Source organism: Streptomyces sp. NPDC002125 (assembly GCF_053593715.1).
Window position 1 is genome coordinate 195,562 of the sequence record NZ_JBSFDD010000014.1, and the last position, 16,725, is coordinate 212,286.

Consider the following 16,725-nt stretch of genomic DNA (forward strand, 5'->3'; position numbering starts at 1 on the left):
GGGCACAGCATGACGCCCCGTACGTCGTTGACGGACGCCGCTCTGGCCGGCCTCCGTACTGATTTCGCCGGTGAGGTCCACACACCCGGCGACCCGGGTTACGACGAGGCCCGGACCGTCTTCAACGCCATGATCGACCGCAGACCCGCGGTGGTGGCCCAGTGCGCCACCGAGGCGGATGTCGCGCGGGCTCTGCGCCTCGCCCGGGACCACGAGCTGGAGGTCGCCGTGCGCGGCGGCGGTCACAGCGTGGCGGGCATGGCCCTGAGCGAGGGCGGTGTGGTGATCGATCTGCGCCGGATGCGCACGGTGCGCGTCGACCGGGACGCCCGGTCCGCCCGCGTCGGCGGGGGCGCCACCATGAGCGATCTCGACCGCGCCACCCAGCCGTACGCTCTGGCGACCACGGGCGGGCGGGTCTCCACCACAGGCGTCGGCGGCTTCACGCTGGGCGGCGGGTCGGGCTGGCTGGAGCGTAAGTGGGGGCTGGCCTGCGACAACCTGCTGGCCGCCGATCTGGTGACGGCGGACGGCGGCACCGTGCGCACGAGCGCGGAGGAGAATCCCGAGCTCTTCTGGGCCCTGCACGGCGGCGGCGGCAATTTCGGGGTGGTCACCTCACTGACACTGCGGCTCCACGAACTGCCCGCGATGAGCATGGCGCTGCTCCTCTTCCGCCCGGAGAGCGGCCCCGAGGCGGTCCGCACCTACCGGGACGTCCTGGAGTCCGCCCCCGACGAGACGGGCGGTGGCTGCATCTACCTCACCGGCCCGCCGGAGGAGTGGGTGCCCGAGCCCATGGTGGGCAGGCTCGCGCTCGGGGTGCTGTTCACCTTCGCGGGCACCCTGGCGGAGCTCCGCGACGTGATGGCACCGGTGCTGGCACTGGAGCACGAGGCGGAAGTGATCGACGAGATCCCGTACGCGGATCTGCAGTGCCTGCTCGACGACCCGCCCGGGATGCGGAACTACTGGTCGGCGGAGTATCTGAACGGCTTCCCCGACGAGGCGGCGGCCGCCTACTGCGCCGCTGCCGCCACGATGCCGGTGCCCACCGGCACGCAGCACGTGCTGTTCCCGATGGGCGGCGCGGTGGCGAGCGGGGCCTCGGACTATCCGCTGCCCTGGCGTTCCTCGCCCTGGGCCGTGCACCCCTTCGGCGTCTGGGAGGACGCGGCCGACGACGAGCGGGTCAAGGAGTGGGTGCGCGGGGTGCGCTCCGCCGCGATGCCGTGGGCCAGCGGGGACGTCTACCTCAACTTCATCGGGCGGGAGGGCCAGGAGAGGGTCGTCGCCGGCTTCGGCGAGCAGGCCTACGAGCGGCTGTCCCGGGTCAAGGCCCGCTACGACCCCGACAACGTCTTCCACCTGAACCACAACATCAGGCCGGCGGTGGCCCTGGTGTGACGCGCCGGTCCCCGCACGGTAGCTTCCTGGCCAGGGCGTTCGCCCGACGCACACGAGTGGAAGCACGAGGCCGGGGCCAGTGGAGACAGAGGGCGGGATCACCGTGCGGCAGGCGCTGGAGCTGCCGGGCCTGCGCGCCGGGCTACCCGAGGTCCTGACCTGTGAGAACCAGCTGGACCGCGTGGTGCGCTGGGTGCACGCGGGCGAGGCGCCGAACCTCCCCGCCCTGCTCAAGGGCGGGGAGCTGCTGCTCACGACCGGGATCGGCATCGGATCACGCCCCGCCGAACAGCGTGCCTTCGTCCGCAGACTGGCCGACAGCGGCATCGCCGCCCTGGTGGTGGAGCTCGGTCCGCGCTTCACCCGGCTGCCCGCCGCGATCGTGGACGCGGCGCGGACGGCGGGGCTGCCGCTCGTGCAGCTGCACCGTGAGGTGCCGTTCGTGGCGGTGACCGAGGCGATCCACACCGAGATCGTCAACGGCCACTACGCGCTGCTCCAGCGGGCCGACGAGGTCCACAGCAGGTGTACGCGGGCCGTGCTCGGCGGCGGCGGAGTGCCTCAGGTCCTGGGGATTCTGGCGGACTTCGCGGCCAACCCGGTCTTCCTGGAGACCCCGGACGGCAGGCTGCTGTACGCGGCGGGCTCCGGGACCGGCCCGGTGGGCGCCGAGCCGCTCCAGGTCTGGGAGGGGCTGCGCGGCGGGCGGGCGGCCCGGGAGGCTCCCCCGGCCGGCACGGTCCTGGTGGATGTGCCGGGAGGCGGGCCGGGCACCGGGTCGGTACGCGCCCGGCTGGCGCTGCTCGCCGTGTCGGGGCCGTTGGCGGCGGTGCACCGGATGGCCGCCGAGCGGGCGGCGGGCATCATCGCTGTCGTGCTGATGCAGGCCCGCCAGGAGGAGGAGGTCGCGGCGCGTGGACGCGGTGACTTCCTCACGGATCTCGCCGAGGGCCGGATCGCCCCCGGTGACGCGCCCGCGCAGGCCGGGGTGCTGGGCTTCAGGCCGGGCTCCGACGCGCTGCTGCCCGTGGTGATGCGGCTGGCCCCCGAGTCGGCACCCTCGGGCAGCTGGGCGCTGCTGGCCCGTGCCGTGGGCGAGGAGCTCACGGCGGTGGGCGTCCCGGTGCTGGTGGGGGTCCGCCCGGTGGAGGGCAGGGTTCCGCTGCTGCTGGCCCTGCGCGAGGGCACGGACCGGGCGGCGCTCGGTGACCGGGTGGCGGCGGCACTGCGGGCCGGGGCCGAGCGGGCGGGGCTCGAACGGGCCGGGGACCGTACGCCGGTGGTCGTGGTCGTCGGGGCGGCGGGCGGCTGGGCGGCGGCGGGCGCGGGGCTGCGGCACGCGGCCGAGGCGGCTACGGCCGCGCAGGGGCTCGGGGAGCGCCCCTGGTACGACGCGCGCAGTCTGGACATCGACCTGCTGCTGTGGCGGCTGCGGGACCACCCGGATCTGGCGTCCTTCGTGGACCGGGCGATCGGGCCGCTGCGCGAGCACGACCGGACCTCGCGACCGCCGCTGCTGCCGACGCTGGAGGCCTATCTCGCCCACGCCGGCCGCAAGGCGGAGGCCGCCCGCGAACTGCATCTCAACCGGCAGACCCTGTACAACCGGCTGGCCAGGATCGGGGAGCTGCTCGGCACCGATCTGGACGACCCGCAATCGGTGCTGGCCCTGAGCCTGGCCCTGCGGGCCCGCCGCCACACCTTCTGACGCCGTTGCTCCCGGTCGCCGGGGCCGGGAGCCGCCGGACCCGGGTCAGCCGACCGGCACGGGCGTCGCCAGCTCGTCGTACACGGAGAGCACATGGGCGATGGTGTCGTCCTCGGTCGGCCATCCGGCCGCCTGCTCGCGCCCGGCGTCGGCGAGGTGTTCGCGCCGCCCGGGGTCGCCGAGGAGCCGGGTGACGGCATCGGCCAGCGCGGCGGCGTCCCCGTACGCGACCAGCTCGGCGGCGTCGCCCACGAGTTCGGGCAGGCCGCCGGAGCCGGCCGCGACCAGCGGGACGCCCAGCCGCAAGGCCTCCTGGGCGAGGAGCGGTCCGGCGTCGCCCCGGCCTGCCAGCACCGCGAGGTCGGCGGCGGCGAGGAGGTCACCGATGCCGCCTGGGCCGTCGGAGAGGACGACGGGGAGCCCCTCTTCCGCGACCCTGCGCCGCAACGCGCCGGTCCTGGCCCCCTCCCCCACGACGACGAGCAGGGGTACGGGGTCGAGCTCCCGCCACTCACGAGCGGCGTCCAGCAGCGCGTCATGGCCGTGCTGGGCCACCGAGACCAGCAACGGCCTGCCCACCGCGCCCAGTTCGGCACGCAGCTTGCCGCCGTCGGCCGTGCCGGCGAAGCGGCCCGCCGGGATGGCCGCAGGGGCGAGCCGGGCGTCCCTGGCTCCCCTGCGGCGAGCCCGGTCGACCAGGTCCCAGGAGGTGCCCAGCACAACGGCCGCCGCGCGGGCGGCCCTTCGCTCCAGCAGCCGCTGGAGCCGCCCCCTGGCGCCTTCCGCATGGGAGCGGTGGTGCCAGGTCACGACCAGTGGGGTCCCCCGGCCGCTGAGCGCGATACCGGCGCGCAGAGCGGCGTGCAGGCCGTGGGCGTGGACGATGTCCGCGCCGGTGCACGCCGTACGAAGAGCGGCGACGGCCGCGGGGTCACTGCGCCGGGGGACCGGGACGAAGCGTGCGCCGGTCGCGGGGAGGCCGTGGGCGCGGCCGGCGCCGGCGGGCGCGCAGACGGTGACCTGCACCCCCCGGGCGATCAGGCCCGCGGCGAGCGAGCTGACATGAGCGCTGCTTCCGGCACCGCCGCCCAGTACCTGGACCGTACGCAGCTGTGACACGTTGATCGGCTCCCGGGGCTCCCGACTCGGTGGTATGTACAGCGCCAAGGATGCCAGTCCGTACGCGCGTTCCGGGACCGACGAAACGTTCTTCCCGTCCTCACGTCGCCGACGAGCGGAACCGCCCCACTCGTTCGAGTGAGCAGGGCGGCGCCGTACTGACGTCCGTCGGCCAGCTATCCGTCGGCCCGCGCGGTCTCCAGCAGCTCCTCCGCGTGTGCCCTGGCGGTCTCCGAGTCCTCCTGGCCGGCGAGCATCCGGGAGAGCTCCCGCACCCGGTCCTCGCCCTCCAGGACGGTGACACCGCTCCTGGTCACCGATCCGTCGACGGTCTTCTCGACCAGCAACTGCCGGTCGGCGAAGGCCGCGACCTGCGGGAGGTGGGTCACCACGACGACTTGGGCGGACCTCGCGAGCTTGGCGAGCCGTCGGCCGACCTCGACCGCGGCCTTGCCGCCCACGCCCGCGTCGACCTCGTCGAAGAGATACGTCGGCACCGGATCGGAGCCCGCGAAGACCACCTCGACGGCGAGCATCACCCGGGACAGCTCACCGCCGGACGCGCCCTTGGCGATCGGCCGGGGCTGGGCACCGGGGTGCGGGGCGAGCAGGAGCTCCACCTCGTCCGCCCCCGAGGGCCCGTAGAGCACGCTCCGGCCGCCGATGTCGATGCCGGACGCCTCGTCGGGCGCCTCGGTCTGGCCGATGGAGAAGGAGACCCTGGCGTGCGGCATCGCGAGCGAGGCCAGCTCCTCGGTGACGGCTCCGGCGAAGCGCGCCGCCGCCTCCGTCCTGGCGTCGGTCAGCTCCTGCCCGAGGACGGAGAGTTCGGCGCGCAGCGCGTCGCGCTCGGCCGTGAGCTCGCCGATCCGGTCGTCGTCGCCCTCCAGCTCGGTCAGCCGGCCCGCGCCCTCCTCGGCCCAGGCGAGCACGGCGCCGATGTCCTCGCCGTACTTGCGGGTCAGCCCGGTGAGCGCGGCGCGGCGCTCCTCCACGGCGGCCAGGCGCAGCGGGTCGGCGTCGAGCTGGTCGGCGTATCCGGCGAGCTCCCCGGCCACGTCGGCGAGCAGGATCGAGATTTCGCCGATCCGGTCGGCGAGCGCGGCGAGCGCCGGGTCGTGGGCCCGAACGGAGTCCAGGGACCGTCCGGCCGCGGCCACCACCGTGGTGGCGTCCACGCCCTCCTGGTCCTCCGGATCGCCCGCGAGCGCCGCGTGCGCGAGGGCGGCGGCGGAGGCGAGCGCCTCGGCGTGACCGAGCCGCTCGGCCTCGGCCGCGAGCTCGGTGTCCTCGCCGGGCAGCGGCTCCACGGCGGCGACCTCGTCGAGGCCGAAGCGCAGCAGATCCGCTTCCTGGGCCCGCTCCCGGGCGCGGGTGGTCAGTTCGTCGAGCTCCGTGACGACCGCGCGCAGCCGCCGGTAGGCGGCGGCGTACTTGGTGCGGGGGACCTCCACGCCGTCGCCGGCGTACCGGTCGAGCGCCCCCCGCTGCCGTGCGGGCTTGAGGAGCCCCTGCTGGTCGGTCTGGCCGTGTACGGCGACGAGTTCGTCGGCGAGCTCGGCGAGTACGCCCACAGGCACGGATCTGCCTCCGAGATGGGCACGGGAGCGCCCTTCCGCGGAGACCGTGCGGCTGACGAGCAGCGCACCGTCCTCGATCTCGCCCCCGGCCTCCTCGGCGCGCACCGCCGCGGCGTCGCCCGGGGACACCGTGATGCGCCCCTCGACGACGGCGGCCTTGGCACCGATCCGCACCAGGGCGGGGTCCGCGCGCCCGCCGAGCAGCAGCCCGAGGCTCGTGACGACCATGGTCTTGCCCGCGCCGGTCTCACCCGTCACCGCGGTGAAACCGGGTGAAAGCTCCACCACCGCGTCGTCGATGACTCCGAGCGACCGTATCCGCATCTCCTCCAACACGGACATGACCTTACGAGGTCCGGGGCCCGGTGTGCGACGGACCCCGGTGACCGGTTCACTCACGCGGGTGTGAGCAGCGGCCCCGCGGACGTCCCGCGCATCAGTGCGGAGCACCCCGCCAGCCCTGCACAGGCAGCGCGAACTTGGCGACCAGCCGGTCGGTGAACGAGGCCTGGTGCAGCCGCGCGAGCCGTACGGGCACGGCGCCGCGCCGCACCTCCACCCGGGCCCCGGCGGGCAGCTCCACGGTCCTGCGCCCGTCGCACCAGAGCACCCCGTGCGGGGTGTGCGGCTGGACCTCCACGGCCAGCACGGAGGTGGGCGAGGTCACCAGCGGCTTCGCGAAGAGCGCGTGGGCGCTGATCGGCACCATCAGCAGGGCCTCGACCTCGGGCCAGACGACGGGGCCGCCCGCCGAGAAGGCGTACGCGGTCGATCCGGTCGGGGTGGCGCAGACGATCCCGTCGCAGCCGAAGCCGGTGACCGGGCGGCCGTCGATCTCCAGGACGACCTCCAGCATCCGCTCGGGCGAGACCTTCTGCACGGCGGCCTCGTTGAGCGCCCAGTCGGTGTGCACGATGTCGCCGTTGCTCCGCACGGTCACGTCGAGCGTCATCCGCTCCTCGACCTGATAGGCCTTGGTCACGACCCGGTCGACGACCTGGTCCAGGTCGTCGCGCTCGGCCTCGGCGAGGAATCCCACCCGTCCGAGGTTGACGCCGAGCATCGGGACGCCGGAGGCACGGGAGATCTCGGCGCCGCGCAGCAGCGTCCCGTCCCCGCCGAGCACGATCAGCAGCTCACAGCCGTCCACAGCCGCGGGGGTCGCGTCCGTGACCGTCTCCACGGACGGCGGCAGCGGCAGGTCCTCGGCCTCCACGGCCAGCACCCGCACGCCCAGACCGTTGCGCAGCAGGCCCTGGACGACGAGCTCGGCGCTGCGGATCGCGGCCGGGCGGCCGGTGTGCGCCAGCAGGAAGACGGTCCGTTCCGCGTTCCCTGGTTGTGCCGCATGCGTCGTCAACGGGGCCCCTCCGCCACTGCACGGTCGACGTCCGCGGGATCCAGCTCAGGTGCTCCGGCCCGCAGCCACAGAAAGTACTCGACATTTCCCGACGGTCCGGGCAGCGGGCTCGCCGTGACGCCCTGGACGCCGAGGCCCAGCAGACCGGCCCGGCGCGCCACTTCCCGTACCGCCTCGGCCCGCAGCTCGGGACTGCGGACCACACCGCCGCTGCCGAGGCGTTCCTTGCCCACCTCGAACTGCGGCTTGACCATGAGCACCAGGTCGGCGTCGGGCGCGGCGCAGCGCGCGAGCGCCGGCAGCACCAGGCCGAGCGGGATGAAGGACAGGTCGCCGACCACCAGGTCCACCGCCTTCCCGTCGATCTGCTCCAGCGTCAGTTCCCGTACGTTGGTACGGTCCTTGACGGTGACGCGTTCATCCGACTGGAGCGACCAGGCGAGCTGCCCGTAGCCGACGTCCACGGCGACGACATGGCCGGCCCCGGCCCGGAGCAGTACGTCGGTGAAGCCGCCCGTGGAGGCTCCGGCGTCCAGTGCCCGCCGTCCCTCGACCTTCAGTCCCAGGGGGACGAACGCGGCGAGGGCGCCCGCGAGTTTGTGCCCGCCGCGCGAGACGTACTCGGGGTCGCTGTCGTCCTTGACGACCACGACGGCGGCGCTGGTCTCGACCTGGGTGGCGGGCTTGGTCGCGGTGTTGCCGCCGACGGTCACCCGCCCCGCCGCGATCAGCTGGCTCGCGTGCTCGCGCGAGCGGGCGAGCTTTCGGCGTACCAGCTCGGCGTCGAGGCGGCGACGTGCCACTCCTGCCACTTCTCGTCAGCTCCTGTTGTCGTGCGCGGGCGTCGGTGCGGGTGCGGGCCGGGCGTCCAGCGCGGTCAGCTCGTCGCGCAGCCCACGGTGTACATCCTCGTACACCTCGTGGTGACCGTCCGCGGCGAGGTGGTCGGCGTCGGCCAGCCGGTCCAGCCGGGCGTCGACACCGGCGTGCCCGGTCGGGGTGCGCGTGACACCGAGGGGTGCGGGCGGGGCGGGGTCGAAGGAGGGCCCCTCGGGCGCGGCGGGCGCCCCCTCGGCCGCTTCCGCCTCGCCCCGCTGCGCCGTGTCCGGCTCCGGCATCCAGTCGCTCATGCGGGAACGCTACCTCGAAGGGCCGGTGTACGGTCGGTGACGATGGCGACCTTGGAGGAGTGCCGCAGCGCACTCGACACACTTTCCGACAATCTGGCGGGTGCGGACGGCGACGTGCGCGGCGCCGCCTCCCTCGACCGCTCGCTGAGCTGCCACATCACGGATCTCGACGTCACGTTCACCGGACGGCTGGCGGACGGCAGGATCCGGGTGCTGGACACGCTGGAGGGCCCGCCCAGGGAGAAGGCCGAGATCCGGCTGGCGATGACCGGGGACGACCTGGTGGCCATGGTCGAGGGCGAGCTGAACTTCGCGAAGGCCTGGGGGTCCGGCCGCGTCAGGCTGGAGGCGGGCTTCCGCGATCTCCTGAAGCTGAAGTCCCTGCTGTAGGCGTTGCCCGGCCCGGACGACGGCCTCGGTGGGCCGGGCCGGGACGGCCTCGGTGCGCCCGGCTCAGGCGGCGGCCCCGGCGCGCTTCCTGCGGGCGGCCGGGATCACGAGCGGGGTTCCCGTCTCGGGGTCGTCGATGATCTGGCACCGCATCCCGAAGACCTCCTCCACCAGCTCGGCGGTGACGATGTCGCCGGGCGCGCCCTCGGCCACGACCGTCCCCTCGCGCATGGCTATGAGGTGCGTGGCGTACCGGGCGGCGTGGTTGAGGTCGTGCAGCACGGCGACCAGCGTGCGGCCCCGGGTCTCGTGCAGTTCCGCGCAGAGGTCGAGCACGTCGATCTGGTGCTGGATGTCCAGATACGTCGTCGGCTCGTCGAGCAGCAGCAGCGGGGTCTGCTGGGCGAGCGCCATGGCGATCCAGACCCGCTGGCGCTGGCCGCCGGACAGTTCGTCGACGTAACGGTCGGCGAGCTCGCCGACACCGGTCGACTCCATGGACTCCTTCACGATCCGCTCGTCCTCGGGCGACCACTGGCGCAGGATTCCCTGGTGGGGGTAGCGGCCACGCGCGACGAGGTCGGCGACGGTGATGCCGTCGGGGGCGATGGAGGACTGGGGCAGCAGGCCCAGCGTCTTCGCGACCTTCTTCGCGGGTATCCGGTGGATGGACTGCCCGTCCAGCAGGACGTCTCCGCTGCTCGGCCTCAGCATCCGGGAGAGCGCGCGCAGCAGGGTGGACTTACCGCAGGCGTTGGGTCCGACGATGACCGTGAACGAGTTGTCGGGGATCTCGACCGAGAGGTTCTCGGCGATGGTCCGCTGGTCGTAGCCCAGGGTCACCGATTCTGCGGTGAGGCGCTGCATGGTCGTACTCCCGGAATCGATGGGGGTGGTGTGCGGGGTGCCCGGTCTCATATCCGTCCCGCTCTGCGCTCCGACACCAGCAGCCACAGCAGGTAGCAGCCGCCGAGTACACCGGTGACCACGCCCACGGGGAGCTGGCGGTCACCGAAGGCGTTCATCGCGGTCCAGTCGGCGACGAGCAGCAGGGCCGCGCCCATGCCGGCCGCGGCGGCCAGGTTGGGGCCGGGTGCGCGGGTGAGTCTGCGGGCGACCTGGGGGGCGCTGAGGGAGACGAAGACGATGGGGCCCGCCGCGGCGGTCGCGACGGCGACGAGCAGCACGGCGCAGCCCAGCAGGACGAGGCGGGTGCGTTCCACCCGTACGCCCAGGGCGTGCGCCGAGTCGTCACCCATCTCGATCATCCGCAGCGGGCGGCCGTGCCCCAGGACGACGGGGATGAGTACGCAGCAGACGGCCAGCAGGGGCCAGACCTGCGCCCAGTCCCTGCCGTCCAGCGAGCCGGTCATCCAGACGACGGCGCGGGTGGCGTCGACGAGGTTGGCCTTGGTGATCAGGTAGTGGGTCGCGGCGGTGAGCATCGCGGCGGCTCCGATGCCGACGAGCACCAGGCGGTAGCCGTGCACGCCCCGCTTCCAGGCGAGGAGATAGACGGCGACGCCGGTCAGCAGGCCGCCGCCGACAGCGCCCAGGGCGACCGCGGTGGGGTCGCCGTGGAAGAGCACGATGACGACGAGGGCGCCGACCGCCGATCCCTGGCCGAAGCCGAGGACGTCGGGGCTGCCGAGCGGGTTGCGGGAGACGCTCTGGAAGACGGCGCCGCCGATGCCGAGCGCGGCACCGACGAGGAGCGCGACCAGGACCCTGGGCAGCCGGAGTTCCGTGACGATGAACTCCTGCTGGAAGGTGCCGTTCCCGAACAGCGTGCTGACGACCTCGCCCGGTGACATCGAGAAGTCGCCGCTGCCGATGAGCACCACGGCCATGAAGGCGGCGGCGGCGACGAGCAGCGCGATCACGGTGAACGCCCGCGCGTCCACCCGGAAGGAGAACCCTCCGGCCGTCCGCACGGCGCGGACCGTCCTGGTGGTGTCCTGCGCGGCCTTCACAGCTGGGCCATCCTCTTGCGTCGTACGAGATGGATGAAGACGGGCCCGCCGAGCAGCGCGGTGACGATGCCGACCTGGAGCTCGGACGGCCGGGCGACGACTCTGCCCACCACGTCGGCGCCGAGCAGCAGCACGGGGGCGAGCACGGCGGCGTACGGCAGGATCCAGCGCATGTCGGGCCCGGTGATGGTGCGGACCAGGTGCGGGATCATCAGCCCGATGAAGACGATCGGCCCGCAGGCGGCGGTCGCGGCCCCGCAGAGCAGGGTGACGGCCACCATCGCCAGGACGCGGGTACGGGTCAGATGCGCGCCGAGCGCCCTGGCCGTGTCGTCGCCCATCTCCAGCGCGTTGAGCGGCCGTGCGATGAGCAGGGACAGCAGCACGCCGAGCGCGATGAACGGCCAGACCTTGCCGACGGTCTCCTGGTTCGCGGAGGCCAGCGACCCCACGGTCCAGAAGCGCAGCCGGTCCAGCGCGGCGGCGTCCAGCAGCTGTACGGCGTTGACGTAGCCGTAGAGCGCCGCGGTGACCGCCGTACCGGCGAGAGCCAGCCGCACGGGGTTCGCGGACCGGCTGCCGCCGAGGAGGTACACCGCGACGGACACGATCGCGGCACCGGCGAAGGCGAACCAGACGTAACCGGTCAGCGAGGTGACGCCGAAGAAGCTGATGGCCGAGACGACCGCCGCCGACGCGCCCGCGTTCACACCCAGCAGTCCGGGTTCGGCCAGCGGGTTGCGGGTCAGCGCCTGCATCACCGCACCCGCGAGCCCCAGCGCGGCTCCGACGATCAGCCCGAGCACGGTGCGCGGTACCCGTACATCCCGGACGAGTACGTCGCCACCGGTGCCGGAGTAGTGGAACAGGCCGTGCCACACCTCGGAGAGCGGAAGGGCCTTGGCGCCGACCGCGACGCTCGCGAGGCACACCAGCACCAGCACGCCCACGGCGACCAGCAGGCCCGCGGCGCGGACCGCGTGGCGCCGGGCGCGAGCGGGCTTGTCCGGAGCGGCGGCGGGGCCGGGTTCGGATTCGGGGGGACTGTCGACCAACACGCGGTTAGGTTAGCCTATCCTCCCACTGCGCCCACTCTCCGGAGCCGCAGGCCGGCGGGCCCTACAGCCCCAGCCTGGCCACCGCCTTCCCCGCGTCCAGGCCGCACGAACCTTCCCCGGCGTGCGTCCAGGCCGCCCCGCACAGGGCACGCAGACCGTCCAGCGCGTCACCCTCGCCCTCCAGCTCCAGCGCGTCGTCACGCACCAGGGCCGTCCAGCCGCCGCAGCGGAACGCCCCGCCCTCCTCCGTGACCTCGGGCTGACCGGTGAGCAGGCCCCGCAGGTCCCTGTCCACATAGGTCGGGCGGTACTTGGGCTCGGCGGCCAGCAGCTGCGCCGCGTCGGTCACCCCGGTGAGCACGAGCAGCGAGTCGACACCGCCGTTGAACGCGCCCTCGATGTCGGTGTCCAGCCGGTCCCCGACGACCAGCGGCCGCTCGGCCCCGGTCCGCAGGACCGTCTCGCGGTGCATCGGAGGCAGCGGCTTGCCCGCGACCTGGGGTTCGGCGCCGGTGGCGATCCGGACGACCTCCACCGCGGCGCCGTTGCCCGGCGCGATGCCACGGGCACCCGGGATCGTCAGGTCGGTGTTGGACGCGAACCACACGGCCCCGCCCGCGATGGCGTACGCGGCTTCCGCGAACCGCCCCCACGGGAGGTCCGGCCCGCCGAAACCCTGGGCGACCGCGACCGGCTCGTCGTCCGCCGACTCCACGGGGACCAGACCGCGCTCGCGCAGGGCGACCCGCAGCCCCTCACCACCGACGACGAGGACCTTGGCCCCGGCCGGAAGCTGATCGGACATCAGCCGGGCGACCGCCTGCGCCGACGTGATCACATCGGAGGGCTCGGCCGGCACCCCCAGCTCCGTCAGGTGCGCGGCCACCGCGTCCGGGGTGCGCAGGGCGTTGTTCGTCACGTAGGCCAGGTGCATGCCGCCCTCACGCGCGGTGCCCAGCGACTCGACGGCGTGGGCGATGGCGTGCCCGCCCGCGTACACCACCCCGTCGAGGTCGAGCAGGGCCGTGTCGTACGCCTCGCTCAGCGCCGCGCTGCTCCCGAGCGGCCGGGACCTGTACTGCTGACTCATATGCCTGCGCTCCTCTTTCCATGCTTCTCCCCCGATCATCGCGCATCACGCGAGCGCACATACGATGCCCGAATGAACACAACCGGCCCCGCCCTCGACCAGGGACTGCGGCTGATCCCCTTCCGCGGTCTGCGGTACGTCCCCGAACGGGTCGGCAGTCTGGCGGCGGTGACCTCGCCCCCGTACGACGTGGTGGTGCGGCCCGACGGGCTCCATCACCTGGAGTCCTCGGACCCGCACAACATCGTGCGGCTGATCCTCCCGCAGGCCGGCACCGCCGCCGAACGCAACAGGCAGGCCGCCGACACCCTGAAGCACTGGCTCGCCGAGGGCATCCTGGCCCCGGATCCGGTGCCCGCGCTCTACGTCTACGAGCAGCGGACCGGCGACACGCTCCAGCGCGGAGTGATCGGGGCCCTGGGACTGTCGCCCGCCTCGGAGGGCGTCGTGCTGCCGCACGAGGACGTCATGGCCGATGTCGTGGCGGACCGCGCCGACCTGATGCGGGCGGCAGCGGCCCACCTCGAACCGCTGTTGCTCAGCTACGCGGGCGACGGCGGGCCGACGGGAGCGACGGCCGTCATCGAGCGTGTGGTGGCGCGTCTTCCGCTGCTCACGACGAGGACCGAGGACGGCGTCGGCCACCGGCTCTGGGCGGTCACCGATCCCGCGGAGCGGGCGGAGATCGAGTCCGACCTCTCCCACCGCCAGGCCCTGATCGCCGACGGCCACCACCGCTGGGCCACCTATCTCAGGCTCCAGGGGGAACAGACCGCCCCCGGCCCCTGGGACTTCGGTCTCGTCCTGCTCGTCGACACGGCCCGCTATCCGCTCCAGGTCCGCGCGATCCACCGGCTGCTGCACCGGCTGCCCGTCGCCCGGGCGCTGAGGGCCCTCGACGGCCGCTTCCGCGTGCGGCCGGTCGACGGGCCGCTGCCCCGGGCACTCGACGCTCTGGCGGAGGCCGCGTCGGAGGGCAACGCCTTTCTCCTCGCGGGCGACGGCCGCTTCCATCTGGCCGACCGGCCGGACGAGCGCCTGCTGGCCCGCACGGTCCGGACCGACCGCCCCGACGCATGGCGCGCGCTCGACGCGACGGTGCTGCACTCGACGCTGCTGGACGACGTCTGGGAGATCCCCGACGCCCCGGAGCACATCGCCTACCTCCACGACGCGTCGGCGGCGGTCGAGCAGGCGGAGCGGCACGGCGCCACCGCGGTCCTGATGCATCCGGTACGGGAGGACGTCGTGCGGGACCTGGCCCGGCAGGGCATCACGATGCCCCGCAAGTCGACCTCGTTCGGCCCCAAGCCGGCGACGGGCCTGGTCCTGCGGAGCCTGGACATCGGCTGACGGACAGCACGCGGTGACGGCGCCGAACCGCGCCGAACCGCGCCGGACGCAAGAAGGGCGGCACCCGTGGTGGGTACCGCCCTTCTTCATGACGCCGTGTCAGCAGCGATCAGGCCTTCGCGGATCCGTCCGCGTCGTCCTGCTCGTCCTCGTCGTCCCCGTCGTCCTCGTCATCCTGCTCGTCCCGGGCGTCGGCAACTTCGGCTTCGGCCGGTGCGTCGGACAGCTCGTCGTCGTCACCGAGCGCGTCGACGAACTCGACACCGTCGAGCTCGGCCAGACGGTCGGACGCGTCGGTCGCGCCGTCCTTGTCGGCCTCCAGCGCCTTGCCGAACCACTCACGGGCCTCGTCCTCGCGTCCCGCTTCGAGGAGCGCGTCGGCGTAGGCGTACCGCAGACGCGGGGTCCACGAGTGAACCGCGCTGGAAGCGAGCTCGGGGCTCTGCAGCGTGACGATCGCGGCGTCGATCTGCCCCATGTCCCTGCGGGCACCCGCGGCGACCAGACGCATCTCGACCTGTCCGGCCTTGTCCAGCTTCTGCACCTCGGGCTCACCCGCCATGGCCATGGCCCGCTCGGGACGGCCCAGGCCGCGCTCGCAGTCGGCCATGACGGGCCAGAGCTCCACGGAGCCGGTCATCCGACGCGAAGCACGGAACTCGGCCAGCGCCTCTGCGTACTTCTGGGTGGCGTACGCGGCGAAGCCGGCGGCCTCACGCACTGCGGCGACCCTCGACGCCAGACGCAGGGCGATACGGGAGTACGCATAGGCCTGGTCGGGGTCCTCGTCGATCAGACGGGCGACCATGACGAGGTTCCGTGCGACGTCCTCGGCCAGGGTCTTCGGCAGGCTCAGCAGCTCCTGGCGAACGTCCTTGTCGATCTCGTCGCCGGTGACGTCGTCGGGGATGGGGAGCCGCTTGATGGGCTCGCGGTCGCGGTCGTCGCGCCCCTGGTAGCCGCCACGGTCGTCGCGGCCACGGTAACCACCGCGGTCGTCGCGACGGTCGTTGTCCCGACGGGGACCACGGTCCCGGTCACGGCTCCGGTCGTCACGGCGGAAACCGCCACCACCGGTGCCGGCGCCACGGCTGTCGTCGCGACGGAAGCCACCGGGACGGTCGTCATCACGGCGCGGGCCACGGGGCCGGTCATCACGACGGTCGAAACCACCACTGGGACGGCTGCCGCCACGGTCGTCACGACGGTCGAAGCCACCACTGGGACGGCTGCCTCGGTCGTCACGACGGTCGAAGCCACCGCTGGGACGGCCGCCTCGGTCGTCACGACGGTCATCGCGCTGGCCACCGCGGTAGCCACCACGGTCGTCATCGCGGCGCGGGGCACGGTCGTCGCGGCGGAAGCTGCCCGAGCGGTCGTCGTCACGGCGCGGACCACGCTCGCGGTCATCGCGACGGAAGCCACCACCGGTGCCGGCGCCACGGCTGTCGTCACGGCGGAAACCACCCGGGCGGTCGTCGTCACGGCGCGGGCCACGGGGCCGGTCGTCACGGCGGTCGAAACCACCGCTGGGACGGCCACCACGGTCGTCGCGACGGTCGAAACCACCGCTAGGACGGCCACCACGGTCATCGCGCTGACCACCGCGGTAGCCTCCACGGTCGTCCTCACGGCGCGGGGCACGGTCGTCACGGCGGAAACCGCCACCACCGGTGCCGGCGCCACGGCTGTCGTCGCGACGGAAGCCACCGGGACGGTCGTCATCACGGCGCGGGCCACGGGGCCGGTCATCACGACGGTCGAAACCACCGCTGGGACGGCCGCCTCGGTCGTCACGACGGTCATCGCGCTGACCACCGCGGTAGCCACCACGGTCGTCATCACGGCGCGGGGCACGGTCGTCACGGCGGAAGCTGCCCGAGCGGTCGTCGTCACGGCGCGGACCACGCTCGCGGTCATCACGGCGGAAGCCGCCACCGGTGCCGGCGCCACGGCTGTCGTCGCGACGGAAGCCACCGGGACGGTCGTCATCACGACGGGGGCCACGGGGCCGGTCATCACGACGGTCGAAACCACCAGTCGGACGGCTGCCGCCACGGTCGTCACGACGGTCGAAACCACCACTGGGACGGCCACCACGGTCATCGCGCTGACCACCGCGGTAGCCACCACGGTCGTCCTCACGACGCGGGGCACGGTCGTCACGACGGAAACCGCCACCACGGCTGTCGTCGCGGCGGGGACCACGGTCACGGTCGCTGTCACGGCGAGGTGCGCCGGACCGGTCGTCACGGCCGCCTCGGAAGCCGCCCCTGTCACCGCCGTCCCGGCGACGCGGCTCGCGCTCCGGACGGTCGTCGGAAGAGTTGGTGGACATGGGGGGTGACTCCTGTCATCGGGTACCACAAGACATTCTCGCGCAGCCGACCATCCGACGCGCTTCGGCACAAAAAAAGGACCCTTGGCCCCAGCATGAACGCTGGGACCAAGGGTCCTGAAAGATTGTTCGGCGGCGTCCTACTCTCCCACAGGGTCCCCCCTGCAGTACCATCGGCGCTGAAAGGCTTAGCTTCCGGGTTCGGAATGTAACCGGGCG

The 16,725-nt window shown here is 73.4% G+C and carries 14 protein-coding genes, 1 rRNA gene and 1 pseudogene; 4 read left to right on the top strand and 12 right to left on the bottom strand.

Features of this window, described 5'->3' with window-relative positions; translation table 11 throughout:
• The first annotated feature begins 9 nt into the window (after positions 1 to 9).
• Entirely contained in the window at positions 10 to 1,407 is a 1,398-nt protein-coding gene (locus ACWCQM_RS23985) for an FAD-binding oxidoreductase (RefSeq protein ID WP_450917193.1), read from the top strand.
• A 79-nt stretch (positions 1,408 to 1,486) separates the two neighbouring features.
• Positions 1,487 to 3,115 (top strand): PucR family transcriptional regulator, encoded by a 1,629-nt coding sequence (locus tag ACWCQM_RS23990; RefSeq protein ID WP_450917194.1) that lies wholly within the window; start codon positions 1,487 to 1,489, stop codon positions 3,113 to 3,115.
• Between the two features lie 45 nt (positions 3,116 to 3,160).
• On the opposite strand, the gene ACWCQM_RS23995 is transcribed toward ACWCQM_RS23990, so the two are convergent.
• The 5 genes from ACWCQM_RS23995 to ACWCQM_RS24015 all read right to left on the bottom strand — a co-directional run bounded on the left by ACWCQM_RS23995 (position 3,161) and on the right by ACWCQM_RS24015 (position 8,304).
• The gene (locus ACWCQM_RS23995) at positions 3,161 to 4,234 is read right to left on the bottom strand and encodes a glycosyltransferase family 4 protein (RefSeq protein WP_450917195.1); all 1,074 of its coding nucleotides are present in this window, start codon (positions 4,232 to 4,234) and stop codon (positions 3,161 to 3,163) included.
• Positions 4,235 to 4,410: 176 nt separating this feature from the next.
• Positions 4,411 to 6,156 (bottom strand): DNA repair protein RecN, encoded by a 1,746-nt coding sequence (gene recN / locus ACWCQM_RS24000; protein ID WP_450917196.1) that lies wholly within the window; start codon positions 6,154 to 6,156, stop codon positions 4,411 to 4,413.
• A gap of 94 nt (positions 6,157 to 6,250) precedes the next feature.
• The gene (locus ACWCQM_RS24005; RefSeq protein WP_450917197.1) at positions 6,251 to 7,174 is read right to left on the bottom strand and encodes an NAD kinase; all 924 of its coding nucleotides are present in this window, start codon (positions 7,172 to 7,174) and stop codon (positions 6,251 to 6,253) included.
• Positions 7,171 to 7,986 (bottom strand): TlyA family RNA methyltransferase, encoded by an 816-nt coding sequence (locus tag ACWCQM_RS24010; protein WP_147962087.1) that lies wholly within the window; start codon positions 7,984 to 7,986, stop codon positions 7,171 to 7,173. The genes ACWCQM_RS24005 and ACWCQM_RS24010 overlap by 4 nt, the downstream gene beginning before the upstream one ends.
• 6 nt (positions 7,987 to 7,992) lie before the next feature.
• Positions 7,993 to 8,304 carry a hypothetical protein gene (locus ACWCQM_RS24015; RefSeq protein WP_450917198.1) on the bottom strand — a complete coding sequence of 104 codons (312 nt, stop codon included), beginning with the start codon at positions 8,302 to 8,304 and terminating at the stop codon, positions 7,993 to 7,995.
• Positions 8,305 to 8,346: 42 nt separating this feature from the next.
• On the opposite strand from ACWCQM_RS24015, the gene ACWCQM_RS24020 reads away from it, so the two are divergent.
• Positions 8,347 to 8,694: an SCP2 sterol-binding domain-containing protein gene (locus ACWCQM_RS24020; protein WP_450917199.1), complete on the top strand. Its 348-nt coding sequence runs from the start codon at positions 8,347 to 8,349 to the stop codon at positions 8,692 to 8,694.
• 63 nt (positions 8,695 to 8,757) lie between these two features.
• Here the strand turns inward: ACWCQM_RS24020 and ACWCQM_RS24025 are convergent, their stop codons facing one another.
• From ACWCQM_RS24025 to ACWCQM_RS24040, 4 genes are all read right to left on the bottom strand, one after another.
• Entirely contained in the window at positions 8,758 to 9,561 is an 804-nt protein-coding gene (locus tag ACWCQM_RS24025) for an ABC transporter ATP-binding protein (protein ID WP_450917200.1), read from the bottom strand.
• A gap of 47 nt (positions 9,562 to 9,608) precedes the next feature.
• Positions 9,609 to 10,667: a FecCD family ABC transporter permease gene (locus ACWCQM_RS24030; RefSeq protein ID WP_450917201.1), complete on the bottom strand. Its 1,059-nt coding sequence runs from the start codon at positions 10,665 to 10,667 to the stop codon at positions 9,609 to 9,611.
• A complete protein-coding gene (locus ACWCQM_RS24035; RefSeq protein ID WP_450917213.1) occupies positions 10,664 to 11,722 on the bottom strand; it encodes a FecCD family ABC transporter permease in 1,059 nt (352 codons plus the stop codon). The genes ACWCQM_RS24030 and ACWCQM_RS24035 overlap by 4 nt, the downstream gene beginning before the upstream one ends.
• Positions 11,723 to 11,786: 64 nt before the next feature.
• A complete protein-coding gene (locus tag ACWCQM_RS24040; RefSeq protein WP_450917202.1) occupies positions 11,787 to 12,815 on the bottom strand; it encodes an HAD hydrolase-like protein in 1,029 nt (342 codons plus the stop codon).
• A gap of 72 nt (positions 12,816 to 12,887) precedes the next feature.
• On the opposite strand from ACWCQM_RS24040, the gene ACWCQM_RS24045 reads away from it, so the two are divergent.
• Positions 12,888 to 14,168 (top strand): DUF1015 family protein, encoded by a 1,281-nt coding sequence (locus tag ACWCQM_RS24045; RefSeq protein ID WP_450917203.1) that lies wholly within the window; start codon positions 12,888 to 12,890, stop codon positions 14,166 to 14,168.
• Positions 14,169 to 14,277: 109 nt separating this feature from the next.
• Here ACWCQM_RS24045 and ACWCQM_RS24050 read toward each other — a convergent pair whose 3' ends face one another.
• The 3 genes and pseudogenes from ACWCQM_RS24050 to rrf all read right to left on the bottom strand — a co-directional run.
• Positions 14,278 to 15,024, bottom strand: a complete 747-nt coding sequence (locus tag ACWCQM_RS24050) for a hypothetical protein (protein ID WP_450917214.1) — start codon at positions 15,022 to 15,024, stop codon at positions 14,278 to 14,280.
• A gap of 246 nt (positions 15,025 to 15,270) precedes the next feature.
• A pseudogene (locus ACWCQM_RS24055) lies at positions 15,271 to 16,506 on the bottom strand (hypothetical protein); the annotation flags it as partial.
• 127 nt (positions 16,507 to 16,633) lie between these two features.
• Positions 16,634 to 16,725, bottom strand: a 5S ribosomal RNA gene (rrf, locus tag ACWCQM_RS24060); the annotation flags it as partial.